This window comes from Streptodolium elevatio (assembly GCF_053592165.1).
Genome location: NZ_JBSFVE010000007.1, coordinates 227,879 through 244,162, shown reverse-complemented (window position 1 = coordinate 244,162; position 16,284 = coordinate 227,879). Strand labels below are relative to the sequence as shown.

Here is a 16,284-nt window from a genome sequence, read left to right as displayed (position 1 = left end):
TGCCGTGGGCAGATACCGAGGTCACAGGGCCGCGGCGGTGCGCAAGGTGGAGGCATGAGCGAAAACGGCAAGCCTCCGATGTTCCACGAACGTATGCGGCGTGACCTCTACGACCAGCGCGTCCTGGTCCTCGACGGCCCGCTGGACGACGACAACGGCGCTCTCCTCGCGACCCAGTTGCTGAGCCTCGCGGCGGACGACCCGTCGGCGGACATCTCCCTGTGGATCCACTCCCCCGGCGGGTCGGTGCCCTCGATGCTGGCGATCCGCGACGTCATGCGGGTCATCCCGTGCGACGTTTCGACGCTGGCGCTCGGCATCGCGTACAGCGCCGGGCAGTTCCTGCTCTCCTCGGGTACCCGGGGCAAGCGCCGCGCGATGCCACACGCCCGCGTGCTCATGCACCAGGGCTCGGCGGGGATCGCCGGGACCGCCGTCGACATCGAGTTGCAGGCGAACGACCTGCGCCACACCCGCGACACGGTGCTCGGCCTCATCGCCCAGGACACCGGGCAACCCGTCGAGCGGATCTTCGAGGACTCGCTGCACGACCGCTGGTACACCGCGCAGGAAGCCCTCGACTACGGCTTCGTCGACGCGATCGTCGAGCAGTTCGACGACATCGCCCCGAGCGGCGCGGCACGGACCGCCGCCAACACCGGATTCCGAGGAGGCCCGCGGTGAGCACCTACACGATCCCGAACGTCATCACACGCAACTCGCGCGGCGAACGCATCATGGACGTGTACTCGCACCTCCTGGCGGAACGCGTCATCTACCTGGGCACCGGCATCGACGCGGGCGTCGCCAACGCGCTCGTGGCCCAGATGCTGTTCCTGGAGGCCGACAACCACGAGCAGGACATCCAGCTCTACATCAACTGCGAGGGCGGCGACCCCAGCGCCATGCTCGCGATCTACGACACCATGCGGTACGTCCGCCCCCACATCGCCACCACGTGTGTCGGACAGGCCATCGGCGTCGGCGCGGTCCTCCTCGCGGCGGGCGAGGCCGGCAAGCGCGCCGCCCTGCCGCACACGCGCGTGGTGCTCCACCAGCCCGCGGCCCAGGGGCGCGGTGCGATCCCGGACCTGATCCTCCAGGCCGACGAGGTGGTACGCGTCCGCGCCGACATCGAGCGCATCCTCTCCCGGCACACCGGGCAGACGACCGACGCGCTGCGCGCGGACACCGACCACGACCGGGTCTTCACGGCCGCCGGCGCCAAGGAGTACGGCCTCGTCGACCAGGTCATCGCGGAGCGCTGACCCGCGCCGCGACCCGGCCCGCGACCCGCGCGGGGCCGGCGGACGCACCCGCCGACGCCCCGCGCGGTACGTCACACAGCCAGGGCGTACGCGGCCCGGCAGACCGGCGACCGGTGGACGGCATTGGCGACACCGACGGACGCCGCACTCCGCAGGTTCTCGCTCACCGCGATCGTCAACTCGACCAGCGTCACGTCCAGCGCGCCCGCGAGTGCCGCGATCATCTCGCTCGACGGCTCCTTGATGCCGCGTTCCACCTCGGAGAGGTACTGCGGGGACACCCCGGCACGGCCCGCCGTCTCGACAAGGGTCTCGCGGCGCTCGTGGCGGAGCGTACGGAACTGGTCGCCGAGGACATGGCGCCACAGCGGCTCCCGCACCGACGCCCCCGCCGGCCGGGGCGCGCCCCTGCCGGGCACGTCGCCGTCGGTCCCCGAACGCCCGCCGTTCGGTCGGTCGGCATTCGAGTCGGCACCTCTGCCACGCCCCGAAGGCGCGCGGCCCGCAGTCACAGGATCCGCGCTCGCCGGGGCGACAACGGACGGGTCGGCAGTGGACGGAAACAGCGGAACAGTCTCGGCCATACCCCATCGTAGGCAGCCAACCCCGAACCACAGGAGCATGTACGCCCCCAGCGAAATCCGTTCACCCCGCCCCCAAACCGACATGACGCGTGCTGGGGGGACCTTCGCAGCAGGGCGTTGTGGCTGCCCGGGGTGCGGTTGCCGGAGGGCCGGGTGGGCGTGCGGGGGCTGTTTCGGGGGTGGGCTACATCCTCACCTGGAGGGACGTGACGGCCCAGGGGGCGCCGTCGGCGCGGGACAAGGAGATCATCACGGTCTGGGTGAGCGGGGTGCCCTTCCAGCCGTCGCGGCCGACCGGTGTGGCGGTGACCTGCAAGGTGTGCACCGACGTGTTCGTGGTGTCGGGGGGCCGGCCCATCTCGTCGGCGAGTTCGACGGTGACGGACACGTACGCCCGGTGCGCCGCCCACTCCCGCCATTCCGCGCCGGGCCCGGCCACCGGTGGATCGCGTCGCAGTTGGGCGGCGAACTCGGGGGTCAGGTACGGGGCCGCGCGCAGGGACGCCTCCCGTTCGCCCGCGTCGGTGGTGGTGTCGGACGCCCACATGGTGACGACGGCCGCGCGTGCGGTGGCCACCGCGTCCGCACGGTTCACTTCGCCCGCAGCCGGGACGCCGGGCGGCGCCGGGGCGGGGCTGCGCACCGGGAGCGGCTGGGCGGAGGCGGACAGTTCGGGGGATGGTGTGGCCGGGGCTACGGAGGTGGTGGCGGGCAGCGGGCCTGGCGGCGAGCCGACGGTCCCGGTGGGGCCGCCGCCGCCCGGGGGGAACGGGGTCACGCTCCCGGTCGCGGCGCCGTGCACCGGGAACGGCCCTGTCGCGGACGCAGGTTCGGTCGGCGGCGCGGACGACGGCGATCCGGACGAGCATGCCGTCAGTCCGCTCACCGACGCGACGGACAAGACGAGCGCGGCGGCTGCCGTGCCGAGCGTGGTCCGGCTGCGGATCTCCGCGGGGTTGCGGGCGGTTCTCATACCGGCTCCGTGTAGCCGTTGACGGTGTAGCGGCGGATCATCCAGTCCTTGTCGTCGTAGATGGAGGCCGGCGAGATCCGCACGCGCAGCGGGTCCTGCGGTGCCTCGATGATCTGGTTGTTGCCGATGTAGATGGCGATGTGGCTGTACTGGCTGGTCCCTCTGTTCCGGTAGGCGATCACGTCGCCGGCGCGCATGTCGTTGCGCGCGACCGGGGCGCCGTACTGTGCCTGCGCGTTCGCCGGTGGGCTCATGATGAGGCGCTGACCTTGCGGCAGGTGCTTGGTCGCCTGGTAGAAGACGAACTGCACGAGACCGGAGCAGTCGAATCCGGTCTCGCCCTCCGCGTTGGGGCGGTCGCGCGAGCCGTTGTCGGGGCCGTTGATGCTGCCGCCGCCCCACACGTACGGCAGGCCCAGTTGTGCGTGGGCGATGCGCAGCACGTTGGCGACGAAGCTCCCCACCGCGACCGGGTCCGCGATGGGGGCCGGGAGCGGGGCGGAGTATTTCTCCAGCAGCTTGAGGATCTTGACCACATACCTCTGTGTCTCGGCGTAGGGAGGTATGCCCCGGTGGATGCGCACGCCGCACGGTCCGGCGTTGTACGCCGCGAGCATCAGCTCCAGGACGTCGCCGCGTACTTCACCCGCGACCGGGGGCTGGATCAGGCGGCCCAGCCGCTCGTCGAAACAGCGCAGCTTCCAGGTCCCGTTCTGCATCTGCTTGATCTCGGCGGCGAGTTGGCAGTCGTAGCGGGCCTGGGCCATGATCGCGTCCGCCGGGTCGAAGGGACTGACTCCGTTGCCGTTCTCGTCGCGGCCGAACGTGGCCCAGGTGCCGGGCATGAACTGGCTCAACCCCTGCGCTCCCACCGGGCTCACCGCGTTGGGGTTCCACGACGACTCGGCGTCGATCTGGGCGGCGATCAGCGCCGGGGAGACCTCGGCGCACATGGCACCCGCCTTCTCGATCCACGAACGATGGGCCACCGGGACGACGTCGACCGCCAGCACGCCCGAACGCCCGGTGCTGGCCTGCCGTTCCACCTCGGCTTCCCGGTAGGCCTCGGCGGCCTCGGGGATCCAGGTGCAGGACCCGAGGAAGAACGCGACGACGGCCAGGACCCCGAGGAAGGGCCCGGCCAGGAGCATGGCTCGCATGGCGTCAGCCGCCGAACGACTTTTCCTTGCCCATCGCGACGCCCTGGGACGGCGCCCGGGCCGGGGCGCTGACCAGCGCGGCGATGGGTTTGCGTACCTCCGACACGACCTTGGCGCCGACGTCCCCCGCGGCGGTGACCAGTTGGGTCAGTCCGGCCACCGCCACGGTGACCATCGGCGCCGTTCCTTCGTGGATGCCGGCCATGCGCGTTCCTCTCTAGGGGTCGTCGGGCGTTCGGGCGAAGTACGGTCCGCCTCAAATGCGTTCAGAAGTTGGCGCGGAGAACCTGCGTGCGGGCGAGGCGTTCAGGCGAACAGGAAGAACTGGGCGAGTGCCGTCGACGAACCGGCGAGCACCGATGCGGCCAGGACCACGAAGGCCCCTTGCGCCGTCTCGCCGACGCCGCGGGATCGGGCGAGCGCGAGGCGTCCGGCGGAGATGAGGATGCCGACGACGCTGGCGCTGAGGGCGATCCACGTACCGACGGAGAGCAGTTCGCCGAGCGGCTTGGTGACCCCGGGAGGTGCGCTGAAGTCGGTGCGGCTGTACTGGTTGCTGTCCATACGCGGCTTGACGCGGTACGCCCCGGTGAGCACCGGATTGTCGGTGTCGCACTGCGAGATGACCGCGCCGTCCTGGGCGTCGTTGTAGGGCGGCACGTTCTGCGGATCCGAGCGCGACAGGTCGTCGATCAGCTTCCGCCACTGGGTGCACACGCCCTGCGCGCGTTCGGTGCGGAGGCCGTGCAGGTTGAGGCACTGCCGCCGTTCGAGGCCGTTGCCGCCGCGGAAGGTGTCGCAGGGTTCGTCGCGGAGCTTCGCGAAGTCGACGCTGCCGTCCGGCGAACCGTTGCGGGCGGCCCAGCGCCCCAGACTCATGTCGTCGTCCTTGTCGTTGACCCAGTCGCTCTCCCTGGTGGTCGGCCGGAACCCGCTGCCCTGCTTGCCGTTGCGGCAGTACCAGAGGAACCGGCTGCCCGCGGTGTCCTCGGGTACGAAGAACGAGTCGTCGCGGCCCGCGCATTCGTGCATGTCGTCGTCGGCGGGCAGCAGGTTGGGGCGGGCGCGCACGTCGGACCCTCCGGCCGTGCCCGCCGCGGTACCGACGCCCGGTCCGACCGCGGGCCCGACGACAGGGCCGACGACCAGCACCGCCACCAGCGCGGCGAGCACCGCGGCGGCGCGCGTACGGCTCACTTGGCCCACCGCCGGTTCGTGTCGTTGATGGCGAGTTCGGCCTGTGTGAGGGTGACCGCGACCGGGATGCCGGGACGGCCGCCGACCTTGACCATGAACTTGCCGAGGCCGGGCGGGGCGGACTTGCGTCCGGTTCCGGCGTCCCACGACGGCGGCGTCGCCCAGTCGACGATCATGCGCTGCTCGGCGTCCGTCATGCCCACGACGTCGGTCAGCTGCGGCATTTCGGCCCGGGGCAGGCCGCCGCAGATCACCATCCCGGCGCGCTCCACGAAGCCTTTCGCCTTCATGCGGTCCTCCTCGGCGCTCAGCGCGACGAGGTCGGACATCGTGTGCGTGATCATGGCCATGCCCACGCCGCGCTGCCGGTTGAGGCGGGTCAGCGCGTCGACCCGGTCGACGAGCCCCCGGCCCGCACGCAGCACGCGCCACAGCTCGTCCAGGATCACGAAGTAGTTCCGCTGCGGTTCGAGGCCGGCATCGGCCAGTGCCTGGGCCACCGAGATGGCTCCAAACCCGTACGTCCAGCAGGCCAGCAGCGCGGCGGCCTGCAGCTGCATCTCGTTGTCGTCGAGGCTGCTGATGTCGAAGCAGACCGGCCGGTCGCGCCGCATCGGCTCGGTGGTGGGCTTCGAGAACATCGTGCCCATACGACCGCCGCCGACCAGTCCCACGAGTGAGGCCTCCAACTCCTCGGTGATCGCCTGGTACCGGGTCATGTCGTCGCGGTCCAGCGCCGCGGCCCGGACCTCCGGCGGCGCGGACCTGATGACCGCGAGCAGGTCGGCCAACACCGGTACGCCGTCGTGACGTTCGTCCAGGATCCGCAGGGCGGTGTTGAGCACCGTCTCCTCGCGGTCGGTGGGGGCGTGGCCGCGCAGCACGGTGATGAGCGACGCGACGGCGTTGAGCCGCCGTCCGTGCGCCTCGGCCAGCAGGACCTGGCGTGCGGAGGCGGGCAACCGCGGTGCGGCGTCCACGACTTCGCCGGGGTCGAGGATGTTGAGGTACCCGCGTCCGTGGCCCAGGGTGATGACCTGGCCGCCGAGCGCGTGGATGAGGTCGACATAGTCGGGCTTGAGGTCGCCGAAGACGAGTGGCTGCACGCCGTACCCGGACAGTCCCAGCGCCTGCCGTCGGACGATCGTCGACTTGCCCAACCCCGGTTTGCCGAGCACGAATTCGCTGGGGTTGAGGATGAGGTTGGCGCGCTGGAACCAGCTGATCGGATCGCAGCACAACGTCGCGGCGCTGGTGAGGGTGTGGCCGATCGGCACGCCGGTGATGGGTGTTCCCGAGCCCGCGCCGAACGGCCAGAGTCCGCAGGCCTGCACGGTCGTCGCGCGCCATTCGGGGGCGGCCTCGATGTACGCCGCCGAGCCGCGGCCCCATCCGTCGTGCCCGCGCGCCGGGGGGACGAGGCCGCCCCCCACGCCCGGCAACCCGACGCCCGGCATGCCGCCACCCGGCATGCCACCGCCTGGAACCACACCGCCCGGTCCTTCGCCCGCCGGCCATCCGGCGGCACCGGACGCGGAACCGCCGCCCTTCCGGCCCCCGCTCCCCCACCAAGTCCTGCCCCGGCGCCGTCCCGGAGCCGCCTCGAAGGCGGTCATATCGACTCCCTGAGCTTCTGCGGTACGTGCAGGTGCGACGGCAACACCAGGCCGAGCGGCAGGGTCGCCGCGAAGGCCGTGGCCTGCGCGCCGAAGACGCGGCGGAGCAGGACGCGCGACGACGAGGCGAGGCTGTCCACGGTCGACGCCGCGAGCTTGAGCGCCTCGGCGGAGTCGACAGTCGCGGTCACGAACATCCCGAAGCGCACCACGCCCGCGCCGGTGGCCTCCTCGTGGGCCGCCTGCTCGGCGGCGCGTACCGCCACCGAGTCGCGCGCGTTGGGGATCTTCGCCTGCTTGGCCTTGAACAGCGCGTCCTTGCGGTCGCGTTCCACGAGCCGGGCGGCGGTGCCCGGATCGTGCGGCCGGTAGACCAGGGTGACGCGCTTGCGCAGGATGTCGGCGTGCGGCAGCACGAGACGCAGCAGGATCGAGGAGAACACACCGCCGCGCGGGGCCTCGGACATCGACCAGGTCACCGACCAGCCGCTGTCGTGCCGGTAGTGGTCCCACGCCTCGACCGCGCTCATCGGGCCGGTCTCCGACCAGGGGATCTCCTCGCCCTCGCCGTGGCTGCGCTCCAGCGTGGCCGCGGCGCGCGGGTCGTACGCGACGCGTACGGCCTCCGCCAGTTCGCGCGACGTCATGGGCTGGGCAGGGCCCGCACCCGTCATCTGCAAGGCGTCGCACAGCCCCGGCAGCCGGGACCCGATCCCGGCGGCGACCTCCTCGACGGACATGCGGGCGCCACTGATGCGGGAGACACCCGAGTAGGTCAGGGCCACCCACGTGGACAGCCTGGCCGAGCCCTTCGGGTACGAGCGCACCACCTCGCGCAGCACGTCGATGGCCACGGTGGGGGCGTCGGCGGCGAGGTTGTCGGTCACCTCGCGGCGCAGCCGCTCGCCGGAGTCCGGTGCCGCCTCGATGGTGACGGACGCGCCGACCAGCCCGGGTTCGTGGCCGAGTTGGCCGAGCCACTGCCCCCAGTAGCCGACCCAGGTGTCGATCTGGTCGCCGTCCACGAGCGAGGCTCCGTCGGCCTCGCAGGACAGCACGACGGTGTGGTGGCCGACACCCGGGAAGGACACCAGGGCGAACGGGCGGCCGTGCGCGTCGGTGGACGCGTACACCGAGGACGCCGCGCCGACACCGGGCAACTCACAAGTCCCCGCCGGGATTTCGCTGAGCGGACCGGAACGGAACAGGTGCTTCCCGGCCAGCTTCCCGCGGATCCAGGCGACCCGCGCGGTGATGCGCTGGAGGCCGTTCCTGCCGTGCTTGTCGCGGAACACCAAAGGCAGCAGGGCGATTCCGAACACCACCGCAACGCCGACGGCCATGACCATCGACACGAACATGACGATGATGAACAGCAGCATCCCGGTGAACAGCAGCAGGGTGCCCGCCGCGCCGATGCCGCCGATGCCGGGCGACAGCGGTTTGCGCCAGTTGCCGTACGTCCGCGGTCCCAGGGGTTCCGTGGTGGGGGTGGAGTCCATGACGGGTGCCTCGCCTTGCCGGGTAGGGTCCGTTCCGCCGCGCCGGGCTAACGGCGGATGATCTTGCCGACGACCTTGGTGGCGCCGCCCACGGCCTTGGCCCCGGTGACGAGCATGCCGCCGGCGAGCGCCGCGTTGGCGCCGTCCGATCCGGCGGCCGGGCTCACGATGGGCGTGACGATCCGGAGCAGTGCCGGGAGCAGGATCGTGATGAGCATCAGCACGAACACCCCGCGGAACTGCATCTCGGTGGTGAGCGGGTCGTTCGTCTGCGGCGCCCACATGCGCGCGCCCGCGACGAAGACGAGCACGGTCGCGGGTTTGAGCAGGATGAACGCCGCGAGGTACGACAGGTGCCCGCGCATCCAACTGCGGCCCGCCTCCGTGTTGGTGGCGGCGGTGGCCAGTGGCAGCGTGCCGGTCAGCACGATGACCATGAAGAACGCCACGGTCATGTAGAAGTAGTTCATCAGGCTGCTGGCGATCAGGCACACGACGACGATCAGGAAGACGAAGAAGTTCAGGTTCGAGTCGGAGATGGCGCCGGTGAGCGTGGCCAGCGCCTCCTTCGTAGCCTTGCTGGTGTTCTCCGGCGTGATCTCCTGCGGGTTGCTCGGGTCCAGGCCGCGGATCAGCACCCACGACGAGAAGTAACTCGAGGCCCGGACAAGCGCGTTGACCACCATCACGGACAGGCCCGAGACGACGATCAGAGTCGCGATGCTGCGCAGGACGTCGCGGGCGGGCGTCGCGTCGCGGGTCAGCGCCATCCGGACCGCCGCGATCAGAATCGAGACGATCACCAGGAAGTACGTGATGACGTTGGTGTGCCGGACCAGGAAGTCGACGTTCTGCTCCAGCTTGTAGCCGGTGTCGTTGTTGATGACCGGGTCGGGCGAGTTGACCCACCAGGTGGAGACGGTGGCGGCCGCGGCGCCGAGGTTCACCTTCGTCCACGCGATGGGGTCGTCGAGGAACTTGATCGACGGGTCGTACCCGGCGGTGGTGACCGGCCGCGAGTCGCCTCGGTCGCACGCGGCGGCGGCCACCGTGCCGCAGGCGCTCGGCTGTTCCGGGGTGCGTTCGCCGTACTTGAAGTGGTCGTGGAACGCCTTGGTGGCGGCCCGGCACTTCTCCAACAGGCTGGTCGGCCCGCCGCCGGGCAGGCGGTCCTCCGGGCACAGCGACTTGTTGCGGTCCTCGGGCTTGTTCGGGTCGACGCGCGGGTCGACGCAGCTGATCTTGCGCTGCGTCCGCGGTTTCAGGAATTCACAGGGACTGCTGGCGTCCGCGTTCTCGTTGTTGTTTCCCCAGAACGAATCCGGGCCGTACGTGTCGCTTTTCGGGGCGACCGCGCGTTTGTCCGTCTGACCGGCGCACTGCTCGGTGCACAGCCCCGCCCAGGATTCCTGCTCGGCGACCAGGTCCTTGTACTCCTCGGTGCCCGACGTGAAGTTGAACCAGGGCGGTCCGCCGGAGATGTTGTCGGGCTGCCACCACCCGTTGATACGCTCGTTCTTCTCGTTCCGCAGCACCACCGAAGTCGACCAGTTCTGCTGCGGGCAGACGTAATACCACTGCGATCCGCTGATGTTCATCGGGATGTAGATGCACGAGTCCTCGTATTTGAGGTCGGACGGGCCGGTCTCCTCCGCGGTCGCGCTCGGGACGGAGCCGGGCAGCAGCCCGAGCAGGAGTCCCAGCACCAGCAGGACGAGCACGGCCTTCGCGGAGCGACGCGCGCCGGTCATGCGTCTCCCCATTCGACGTAGCCCTCAGGGCCGGTGGCGATCTGCTCCATGAACGCGTCCGAGCCGTCGTCGCGCATCTGCAGCTTCCAGTCCCCTTCGGCCCACAGCACGGTGTGGACGCTCGCCCGCAGTTCGCCGTTCGACATCCGGAAGAGCAGGGCCACCGCGGCGGACTGCGGGGAGTAGCTGACGAATCTGAAGCCGGCCAGCCGGGCCAGCCGGTCCGCGGCCGGCGGGACCACCGAGTCGACGGTCGGGCCGGGCTGCCGCTCGCGCAGCCGCACGTACGCGTCCCGTCCCGGACCCGGCACCACCTGCCGCTCGACCAGGCTGCGCCAGTCGGGCGCGACCGGATGCCGGATCACGATGTTCGCGGCGGCGAGCAGCGCGCCCGCGGGCGTCGGGGCGAAGCAGCGCGCGACGCTGCCGACCCGCTCGGCCGGCCCGGCCATCCGCGACAGCGGCACCATGAGCCCGCGGTAGTCCACCCATTCGATGTGCGACGGCACCTGCGTGGGCTGCGCGGTCGGGCTGTCCTGGAAGGACGGGCACGAGCCGTCCGAGGAGACGGCGGGCCGCGGCGGAGGCACCGTCACGCCGGGGGCCGCCGGATTGGGCGGTGGGGTGGGAGACGTGCCGCCGTCCCCCACGCTCGTGACGGGGCCGCTGCTCCCGGCGGGATCGGCCGCGGCCGCGCGCGGAGCGGTCGTGGTGACGTCCACGATCAGCAGCACCGCGAAGACCAGCACGACGACCAGCACCAGCGCGGCGCCGATGAAGCCCGGCTGGGCGAGCGAGCCGCGATCCGCGCGCCACGCGCCGTCCGCGGCCCGCTCGCCTCGCCTGCGACCGAACAAGGGGATCTCCGTCTTCCACTGGGGGAGTTGCCGGGACCGGGGCGGATCCCGCCCGACGGCCGAAAGAGAGCGCGCGAGAGCACCCAGGGCGCTCGCGGGAATGCGCGCGGGACGCCTCGCGGGTCAGCGCGCGACGACTCGCGGGAAGCTCACGGGCAGGCCCGGGAGGCTCATGGGCGGGCGCCGGCAGGCGCGGGAAGCCGCCCGCCGTCCGTCAAGGTCCGGCGACGATGCCGACGATCGCCGAGGCCGAGCCGACGATGACACACGCGGCCATGGGCATCAGCAGGCCCGGAATGTGCACCTCGCCGCCGGTCTTGTGGGCGTACGCCATGCGCCCGGCGGTGGCCAGGAGCCCTGCCACGCACAGCCCGAGGACGATCCACGACCCGAAGGCGAGGAGTTTGGAGAATCCTCCGGTGAGGCTTTCCGGAATATGCGCCCCGCCGGGTTCCAGAATCGTTTTCGAGTTGTCCGGCGGCGGTGGAGCCGGGGGCGGCGCAGGCGCCATGGGCGCGCCGAGCGACACGTCCCACGAGATCCAGAGTTTCAATAGCGCGTCCATATGACCCACCCTGCGCGAAGTATCGGCCTTGCCCGTGCGTAAATGCGGTCCGGTCGCTGACCCGTCCAGTGTAGGAACGCCCCGAGCAGGCTTGATTGGACAAACGCGCCACAATTCCAGGGTGTACCACGGGATTTGCCCGAGGCATCTTGACGAACTCGGGCGAGGGGCCGGATGGTGGGCGGCACGGCGCCCGCAACTCCCCCTCGGGGCCGATGTTTTCCAAATGCGCCGGCACGGCGCCCGGCCCGTCTGGAGTGCACCGCCGCGTGCATGCGGGTCCGGGCCGACCGCGCCGCCCGCGAGAACGATCGGCGGAGACATCCTGCGATGACGAACCGTGTCAAGTCCCCGGGTGCCGAGCGCACCGGGCCCGCGCGCGACGCCCCCCGCCGGGCACGGGCCGTCGAGGCCACGCCCATGGGTGCGGTCCGGCTGCCCGGGCTCGCCTTCGCGCACCGGCTCGTGGCCGCACGGGACGCCTACGGGCGACCGTACGCGCTGCTCGCCGCCACACCCGGCACGCACACCGCGGTGCTCACGGCGGAGGGCGGCGGCACGCTCGGGCCGGGCGCCACCGGGTCCGGGCGTGCCGGGCCCGAGCGTGCCGGGTCCCCATCCGCTTCCAAGTCGGCCGTCTCCGCACGGGCCGTGTCCGAGTGGGCGGAAAACTGGACGGAGGTGATCGCGTCGCTGGGCGACCATCCCCACCTCGTCGCCGCCACCGTCGCGGTCCGGGTCGACCCGACCGGCCTTCGCGGCCATGTCGGGCTGACCTGGCGTACCGCACCCGAGGGACGCCGGTCCCGGTGGCGCCTCGGCGGGACGGGGGCCGTCGAGGCGGCCGCCATCGTCGGCGCAGCGCTGCCACGAGTCTGCTCCACCCTGGAATCCGCCTTGGACACGGCCGTCGTGCCGCTGACCACCCAGGCGCTGAGCGGACTTGTGCGCAGCGCGTACGACCCGAGCGTCGCCCGCATGGTGGACGCGATGCCGGCCTCGGCCGCGGAGGGACCCAAGTGGGGCCAGGCGGCGCCGCGTTCGTCACTGGACGCCTGGGATCACCTGGCGCACGACGGATGCGCCTCCGTCACGTGGGTCATGTCGGGCGCCCCCGACCGCGAACCGTTCGCCGGCCTGGTCGGGGACGGCCTGCCGGGTGCCACGACCACGCGGCTCGCGCTGTTGCACCGACGCCCCGTCGCGGGCCACGCCCCGCCGCACGGCGGCTCGCGGGCCATGCGCCCGACGACACTCCTGACCGCGACGTACGCGACGGTGCGCCAAGCCCGGGACGCGGCGCTGGACCACTTGTCCCTGGGCACGCAGGTCCGACTGCGCCGTGCCTACGGCTGCCAGGCGGCCGCGTTCGCGGCCGCGCTGCCGCTCGGCGTCCAGGTGCCCACCGGGCTGCGGCCCCCGCAGACCCCGCGGCACGTCCCGTGAGGTACGCCGCACCGCCGCCCGACCGCGGCACCCGAACCACCCGAACCACCCGCACCGGCTTCGGAAGGATCCTGCGATGAGCGCCACGACCCGTCGCCGCGGGCCGTACCCGTTCAGCGAACTCCACGTGCTCCTGGGCCTCGTGGTCGTCGCTTTCCTCGGCTGCGGGGTGGTCTGGCTGGGTGCCTATCTGGCCACGCCGGCGGGTGCGCCGAAGCCGCCCGCGTCGCCCATCACGATGATCTGGCACCTGCGCAACGGCCGTTACACGTGGCCCGGGGCCAAGGCCACCTTGTACGCGTCCCTGCTCGGCGCGGCGTTCCTCAGCTCGGCGCTGATGGTGGGGGTGTCGGTCCTGCTCCGCAAGCGTCGCCGGGTCAAGGTCGACCGCGCGATCCCGTACTTGGCCAGGCCGCGGGACCTGATGGCCACCACCACGCGGGGCGTACGCGAGACCGCCGACAAGATCGGCTACGGGCATGTGGACCCTCCCGGTGTCGCGGTGGGCCGCCTCGTGCGCGGCGGCCAAATGCTGTGGGGTTCCTGGGAGGACATGCACGTCGACATCTGGGGACCGCGTACCGGGAAGACCTCGGCGCGGGCCATCCCCAACATCGTGGCGGCCCCCGGCGCCGTCGTCGTGACGTCCAACAAGCGCGACGTCGTCGACGCCACCCGGAACTCGCGGGCCCGCCGCGGGCGCGTGTGGGTTTTCGACCCGCAGAACCAGGCCAACGAGCCGCCGTCCTGGTACTGGGACCCGCTGGAGTACGTGAACGGCAAGATCACCCTCGCGGTGAAGACGGCGAGCCGCATCGCGTCCATCAACCGCGCCGAACACGTGCGCAGCGACGCGTACTTCGAGCCCGCCGCGGAGGAGCTGCTGGCGAACCTCCTGCTCGCCGCGTCGCTGGACGGACGGGTGATCACCGCCGTCTACACCTGGCTCACCCGGCCCGCGGACGACGCCCCGGTACGCATCCTGCGCGCGCACGGCCACACGCTCTCGGCCGACTCGGTTCTGGCGATCGTGAGTTCGCCCGAGCGGCAGCGCGCGGGCGTGTACGGCACCGCCGCGCAGATGGCGTCGTTCCTGACCGCACCGAGCATGACCGAGTGGGTGACACCCGGCAGCGACCCCAGCCGACCCCGTTTCCGCTACAAGGAGTTCGTGCGCGACGCGACCGACAGCCTGTACCTGCTGTCGGAGGAGACGAACAAGATGGCGGCGCCGCTGATCACCGTCTTCACCGCCGCGCTGGCCGAAGAGGCGGAGAACCAGGGCACCGCCGGGCCGGGCGGCCGACTGCCGACCCCCATGCTGTTCGTCCTCGACGAGGCCGCGAACGTCTGCCCGTGGAAGGCCCTGCCCGACAAGTACTCGCACTTCGGATCGCGCGGCATCGTGATGATGACCATCCTCCAGTCGTGGGCCCAAGGGGTGTCCGCGTGGGGCGAGACCGGCATGGCGAAGCTGTGGGGCGCCGCCAACGTGCGCGTGTATGGCGGTGGCGTACTCGACACCAAGTTCCTCGCCGACCTGTCGTCCGCCTCCGGGGTGTTCGAGCCGCACACCGTCGGCGTCAGCTACTCCACCAGCGACGTCTGGAAGCGCAACATCAGCACCGGGTCCCGCTCCGAACCGGTGCTGGACGTCCCCGACCTGGCGTCGCTGCCGCGCGGACGCGCGTTCGTGCAGGTCAGCGGAAGCCCGCCCGCTCTCGTGCGGACCGTGCCGTGGTGGGACGGCGACCACGCCACGGAGATCCGCGCATCGCTCTTGGAACACGGGCCGGCGCCTCGCACCGAGGCGGTTCCCGGGAAGGCGAGTGCCGCATGATCCTGGTAGCCGAACCGGCGGACCCGGAACCGGCTTTCGACTCGTTGGAGGCGTTCGTACGCGACTACCTCGCGGAGGTCCTGCGCAGAAGGCTCAACCGGGCCACCGCCATCTGGTGCCCTGCCTGGTGGAAGCACCCGGAGGCGATCGCCCGGCTGTCCGTGTTGTGGCGCTCGTTCGAGCACATGCGCGGAGATCCGGCCGTGGGCCTGTCGCGTTGGTGGCTGGACCACGCGGACCCGCACATGCGCCAGTTGATGGACCCGACGTACGGGCCCTTCGCCGCCTGTGACCCGGAGAGCGGCCACGGCGAATTCCCGCCCGAACCCCTGCCGTTGCTGCCCGCACCGCCGGAGGTCGCGGAGCACCCCATGCTCAATGTGCTGCCGTCGCCGGCCGGGCGCGCGGACGGATCCACCACCAAGGGGCCCACGACCACGGGCCTGGCTTCAGCCGACTGATCTGCCTGGCCTGCCTGGCCTGCCTGGTCCAACTGTTCCGAGTACTCCGAGTGATCCGACTGGTCGGCCGATCCGGCGCGTGATGCGGCCGCGGGGCCGGGACCCGCGTGCTAGAGCAGCCGGTCCCGGGTCTGCTCCAGCCTCGCCCGGGCGACGTCGGCGCGCGGGGAATCGGTGATGCCCAATGTCTGGTAGGCGGCGACGAGTTCGCATCCGAGGCCGAACGCCTGATCCGGGTCGTCAACGTGGCCCCAGCTGTAGTGCGCACATTCGGCGAGGCCCAGGACCCACCCGTCCACCGCGGTGCGCAGCCGGAACCAGGCGAGTGCCGCATCCGTGTACAGGCGGGTGGCGCGTACGGCATCGCCCTCGAGGAACGCCAGATACGCCCGGATCTCGCCGAGGGCGACGGCCTCCTCGGCATCGGCGTCGGGCTGGAGCTCCGCCAGCAGGCGGAGCGCCGCGGGGTGGTCGCCCGACTCCGCGAGACCGTGTACTTGGTCGAGGACCTGTACGTGGTGCACGCCCGGCCGAGGCAGCGACGGGTCTCCGGTGACCTCGGACGGGTGGGCGACGGCCCGGACCGGGCCCGCCGAGCCTGCGCTCGCGGGCACGAACTCCGGTTCGTGTCGCGGAGGTTCCGCATATGCCACCGGCGGCCTCGGGAGTTCCTCGGTAACCGTGCTCCTGCGCCGCCGCAGCAGACCGCGCCGCTCGGAGGCGGCCGGTACGGGCGGCCCCGCCTCGGTGACCGCTCCGGTGGGATCGACGATGAGCGGGAACAGCGTCCCGTCGGCCTCCCGGGCATCGACGCGGACCGGACGGCCCAGCCCTTGCGCGGCGTGGGCGGCCCGGCTCATCGCGGCGTCCCTGGCATCCTCGCCCGGACCGTGGACGACGGGTTGGCCGTCCACCTCGGCACGCCCGTCGGGCGACATCCGGATCGTCACCACCGGCCAGTCGGGGACGGCCGTTTCGTCGATCATCCAAGGGCTCCCGTCGGCATCGCGGGCTGGCAGAGGTGGGGCGGGCGGGACTTGCCGTCGCAACGGACCGCCGACAGG

At 71.7% G+C, this 16,284-nt stretch carries 16 protein-coding genes; 5 read left to right on the top strand and 11 right to left on the bottom strand.

The annotated features are described in order from the left end of the window. Positions 1 to 54: 54 nt before the first annotated feature. Together ACWD12_RS16065 and ACWD12_RS16060 are read left to right on the top strand one after the other, a co-directional pair. Positions 55 to 684 (top strand): ClpP family protease, encoded by a 630-nt coding sequence (locus tag ACWD12_RS16065; RefSeq protein WP_450100036.1) that lies wholly within the window; start codon positions 55 to 57, stop codon positions 682 to 684. Further along, the gene (locus ACWD12_RS16060; RefSeq protein WP_358351405.1) at positions 681 to 1,268 is read left to right on the top strand and encodes a ClpP family protease; all 588 of its coding nucleotides are present in this window, start codon (positions 681 to 683) and stop codon (positions 1,266 to 1,268) included. The genes ACWD12_RS16065 and ACWD12_RS16060 overlap by 4 nt, the downstream gene beginning before the upstream one ends. A 71-nt stretch (positions 1,269 to 1,339) precedes the next feature. On the opposite strand, the gene ACWD12_RS16055 is transcribed toward ACWD12_RS16060, so the two are convergent. The 10 genes from ACWD12_RS16055 to ACWD12_RS16010 all read right to left on the bottom strand — a co-directional run bounded on the left by ACWD12_RS16055 (position 1,340) and on the right by ACWD12_RS16010 (position 11,473). Continuing rightward, on the bottom strand, positions 1,340 to 1,648 hold the full coding sequence (locus ACWD12_RS16055; RefSeq protein ID WP_358351408.1) for a helix-turn-helix domain-containing protein: 309 nt from the start codon (positions 1,646 to 1,648) through the stop codon (positions 1,340 to 1,342). A gap of 388 nt (positions 1,649 to 2,036) precedes the next feature. Then, complete coding sequence (locus tag ACWD12_RS16050; protein WP_450100035.1) at positions 2,037 to 2,825, bottom strand: hypothetical protein; 789 nt, start codon at positions 2,823 to 2,825, stop codon at positions 2,037 to 2,039. After that, complete coding sequence (locus ACWD12_RS16045) at positions 2,822 to 3,985, bottom strand: NlpC/P60 family protein (protein WP_450100034.1); 1,164 nt, start codon at positions 3,983 to 3,985, stop codon at positions 2,822 to 2,824. Before ACWD12_RS16045 ends, ACWD12_RS16050 begins: the two co-directional genes overlap by 4 nt. A 4-nt stretch (positions 3,986 to 3,989) precedes the next feature. Continuing rightward, positions 3,990 to 4,190, bottom strand: coding sequence for a hypothetical protein (locus ACWD12_RS16040; RefSeq protein ID WP_358351416.1), 201 nt, complete (start codon positions 4,188 to 4,190; stop codon positions 3,990 to 3,992). Between the two features lie 101 nt (positions 4,191 to 4,291). Further along, complete coding sequence (locus ACWD12_RS16035) at positions 4,292 to 5,182, bottom strand: hypothetical protein (protein ID WP_450100033.1); 891 nt, start codon at positions 5,180 to 5,182, stop codon at positions 4,292 to 4,294. Then, on the bottom strand, positions 5,179 to 6,672 hold the full coding sequence (locus ACWD12_RS16030; RefSeq protein WP_450100032.1) for an ATP/GTP-binding protein: 1,494 nt from the start codon (positions 6,670 to 6,672) through the stop codon (positions 5,179 to 5,181). The genes ACWD12_RS16035 and ACWD12_RS16030 overlap by 4 nt, the downstream gene beginning before the upstream one ends. 122 nt (positions 6,673 to 6,794) lie before the next feature. Continuing rightward, a complete protein-coding gene (locus ACWD12_RS16025) occupies positions 6,795 to 8,300 on the bottom strand; it encodes an SCO6880 family protein (RefSeq protein ID WP_450100031.1) in 1,506 nt (501 codons plus the stop codon). 47 nt (positions 8,301 to 8,347) lie between these two features. Then, positions 8,348 to 10,051, bottom strand: a complete 1,704-nt coding sequence (locus ACWD12_RS16020; RefSeq protein WP_358351428.1) for a hypothetical protein — start codon at positions 10,049 to 10,051, stop codon at positions 8,348 to 8,350. Beyond that, entirely contained in the window at positions 10,048 to 10,908 is an 861-nt protein-coding gene (locus ACWD12_RS16015; RefSeq protein ID WP_450100030.1) for a hypothetical protein, read from the bottom strand. Before ACWD12_RS16015 ends, ACWD12_RS16020 begins: the two co-directional genes overlap by 4 nt. Positions 10,909 to 11,122: 214 nt before the next feature. Further along, positions 11,123 to 11,473: a hypothetical protein gene (locus ACWD12_RS16010; protein ID WP_358351434.1), complete on the bottom strand. Its 351-nt coding sequence runs from the start codon at positions 11,471 to 11,473 to the stop codon at positions 11,123 to 11,125. Between the two features lie 330 nt (positions 11,474 to 11,803). Here ACWD12_RS16010 and ACWD12_RS16005 point away from each other — a divergent pair, with 330 nt between their 5' ends. From ACWD12_RS16005 to ACWD12_RS15995, 3 genes are all read left to right on the top strand, one after another. Then, positions 11,804 to 12,919, top strand: coding sequence for an SCO6880 family protein (locus tag ACWD12_RS16005; protein ID WP_450100029.1), 1,116 nt, complete (start codon positions 11,804 to 11,806; stop codon positions 12,917 to 12,919). Positions 12,920 to 12,995: 76 nt separating this feature from the next. Continuing rightward, the gene (locus ACWD12_RS16000; RefSeq protein WP_450100028.1) at positions 12,996 to 14,759 is read left to right on the top strand and encodes a type IV secretory system conjugative DNA transfer family protein; all 1,764 of its coding nucleotides are present in this window, start codon (positions 12,996 to 12,998) and stop codon (positions 14,757 to 14,759) included. Continuing rightward, entirely contained in the window at positions 14,756 to 15,220 is a 465-nt protein-coding gene (locus ACWD12_RS15995; protein ID WP_450100027.1) for a DUF4913 domain-containing protein, read from the top strand. The genes ACWD12_RS16000 and ACWD12_RS15995 overlap by 4 nt, the downstream gene beginning before the upstream one ends. Before the next feature lie 110 nt (positions 15,221 to 15,330). On the opposite strand, the gene ACWD12_RS15990 is transcribed toward ACWD12_RS15995, so the two are convergent. Next, entirely contained in the window at positions 15,331 to 16,206 is an 876-nt protein-coding gene (locus ACWD12_RS15990) for a hypothetical protein (protein WP_450100026.1), read from the bottom strand. Between the last annotated feature and the right edge of the window lie 78 nt (positions 16,207 to 16,284).

Excerpts from the sequence above, each read along its gene's own strand:
- ACWD12_RS16025 (WP_450100031.1), bottom strand. The coding sequence starts at position 8,300 with ATGGACTCCACCCCCACCACGGAACCCCTGGGACCGCGGACGTACGGC.
- ACWD12_RS16020 (WP_358351428.1), bottom strand. The coding sequence starts at position 10,051 with ATGACCGGCGCGCGTCGCTCCGCGAAGGCCGTGCTCGTCCTGCTGGTG.
- ACWD12_RS16005 (WP_450100029.1), top strand. The coding sequence starts at position 11,804 with ATGACGAACCGTGTCAAGTCCCCGGGTGCCGAGCGCACCGGGCCCGCG.
- ACWD12_RS16065 (WP_450100036.1), top strand. The coding sequence starts at position 55 with ATGAGCGAAAACGGCAAGCCTCCGATGTTCCACGAACGTATGCGGCGT.
- ACWD12_RS16040 (WP_358351416.1), bottom strand. The coding sequence starts at position 4,190 with ATGGCCGGCATCCACGAAGGAACGGCGCCGATGGTCACCGTGGCGGTG.
- ACWD12_RS16045 (WP_450100034.1), bottom strand. The coding sequence starts at position 3,985 with ATGCGAGCCATGCTCCTGGCCGGGCCCTTCCTCGGGGTCCTGGCCGTC.
- ACWD12_RS15995 (WP_450100027.1), top strand. The coding sequence starts at position 14,756 with ATGATCCTGGTAGCCGAACCGGCGGACCCGGAACCGGCTTTCGACTCG.
- ACWD12_RS16010 (WP_358351434.1), bottom strand. The coding sequence starts at position 11,473 with ATGGACGCGCTATTGAAACTCTGGATCTCGTGGGACGTGTCGCTCGGC.
- ACWD12_RS16050 (WP_450100035.1), bottom strand. The coding sequence starts at position 2,825 with ATGAGAACCGCCCGCAACCCCGCGGAGATCCGCAGCCGGACCACGCTC.
- ACWD12_RS16000 (WP_450100028.1), top strand. The coding sequence starts at position 12,996 with ATGAGCGCCACGACCCGTCGCCGCGGGCCGTACCCGTTCAGCGAACTC.
- ACWD12_RS15990 (WP_450100026.1), bottom strand. The coding sequence starts at position 16,206 with ATGATCGACGAAACGGCCGTCCCCGACTGGCCGGTGGTGACGATCCGG.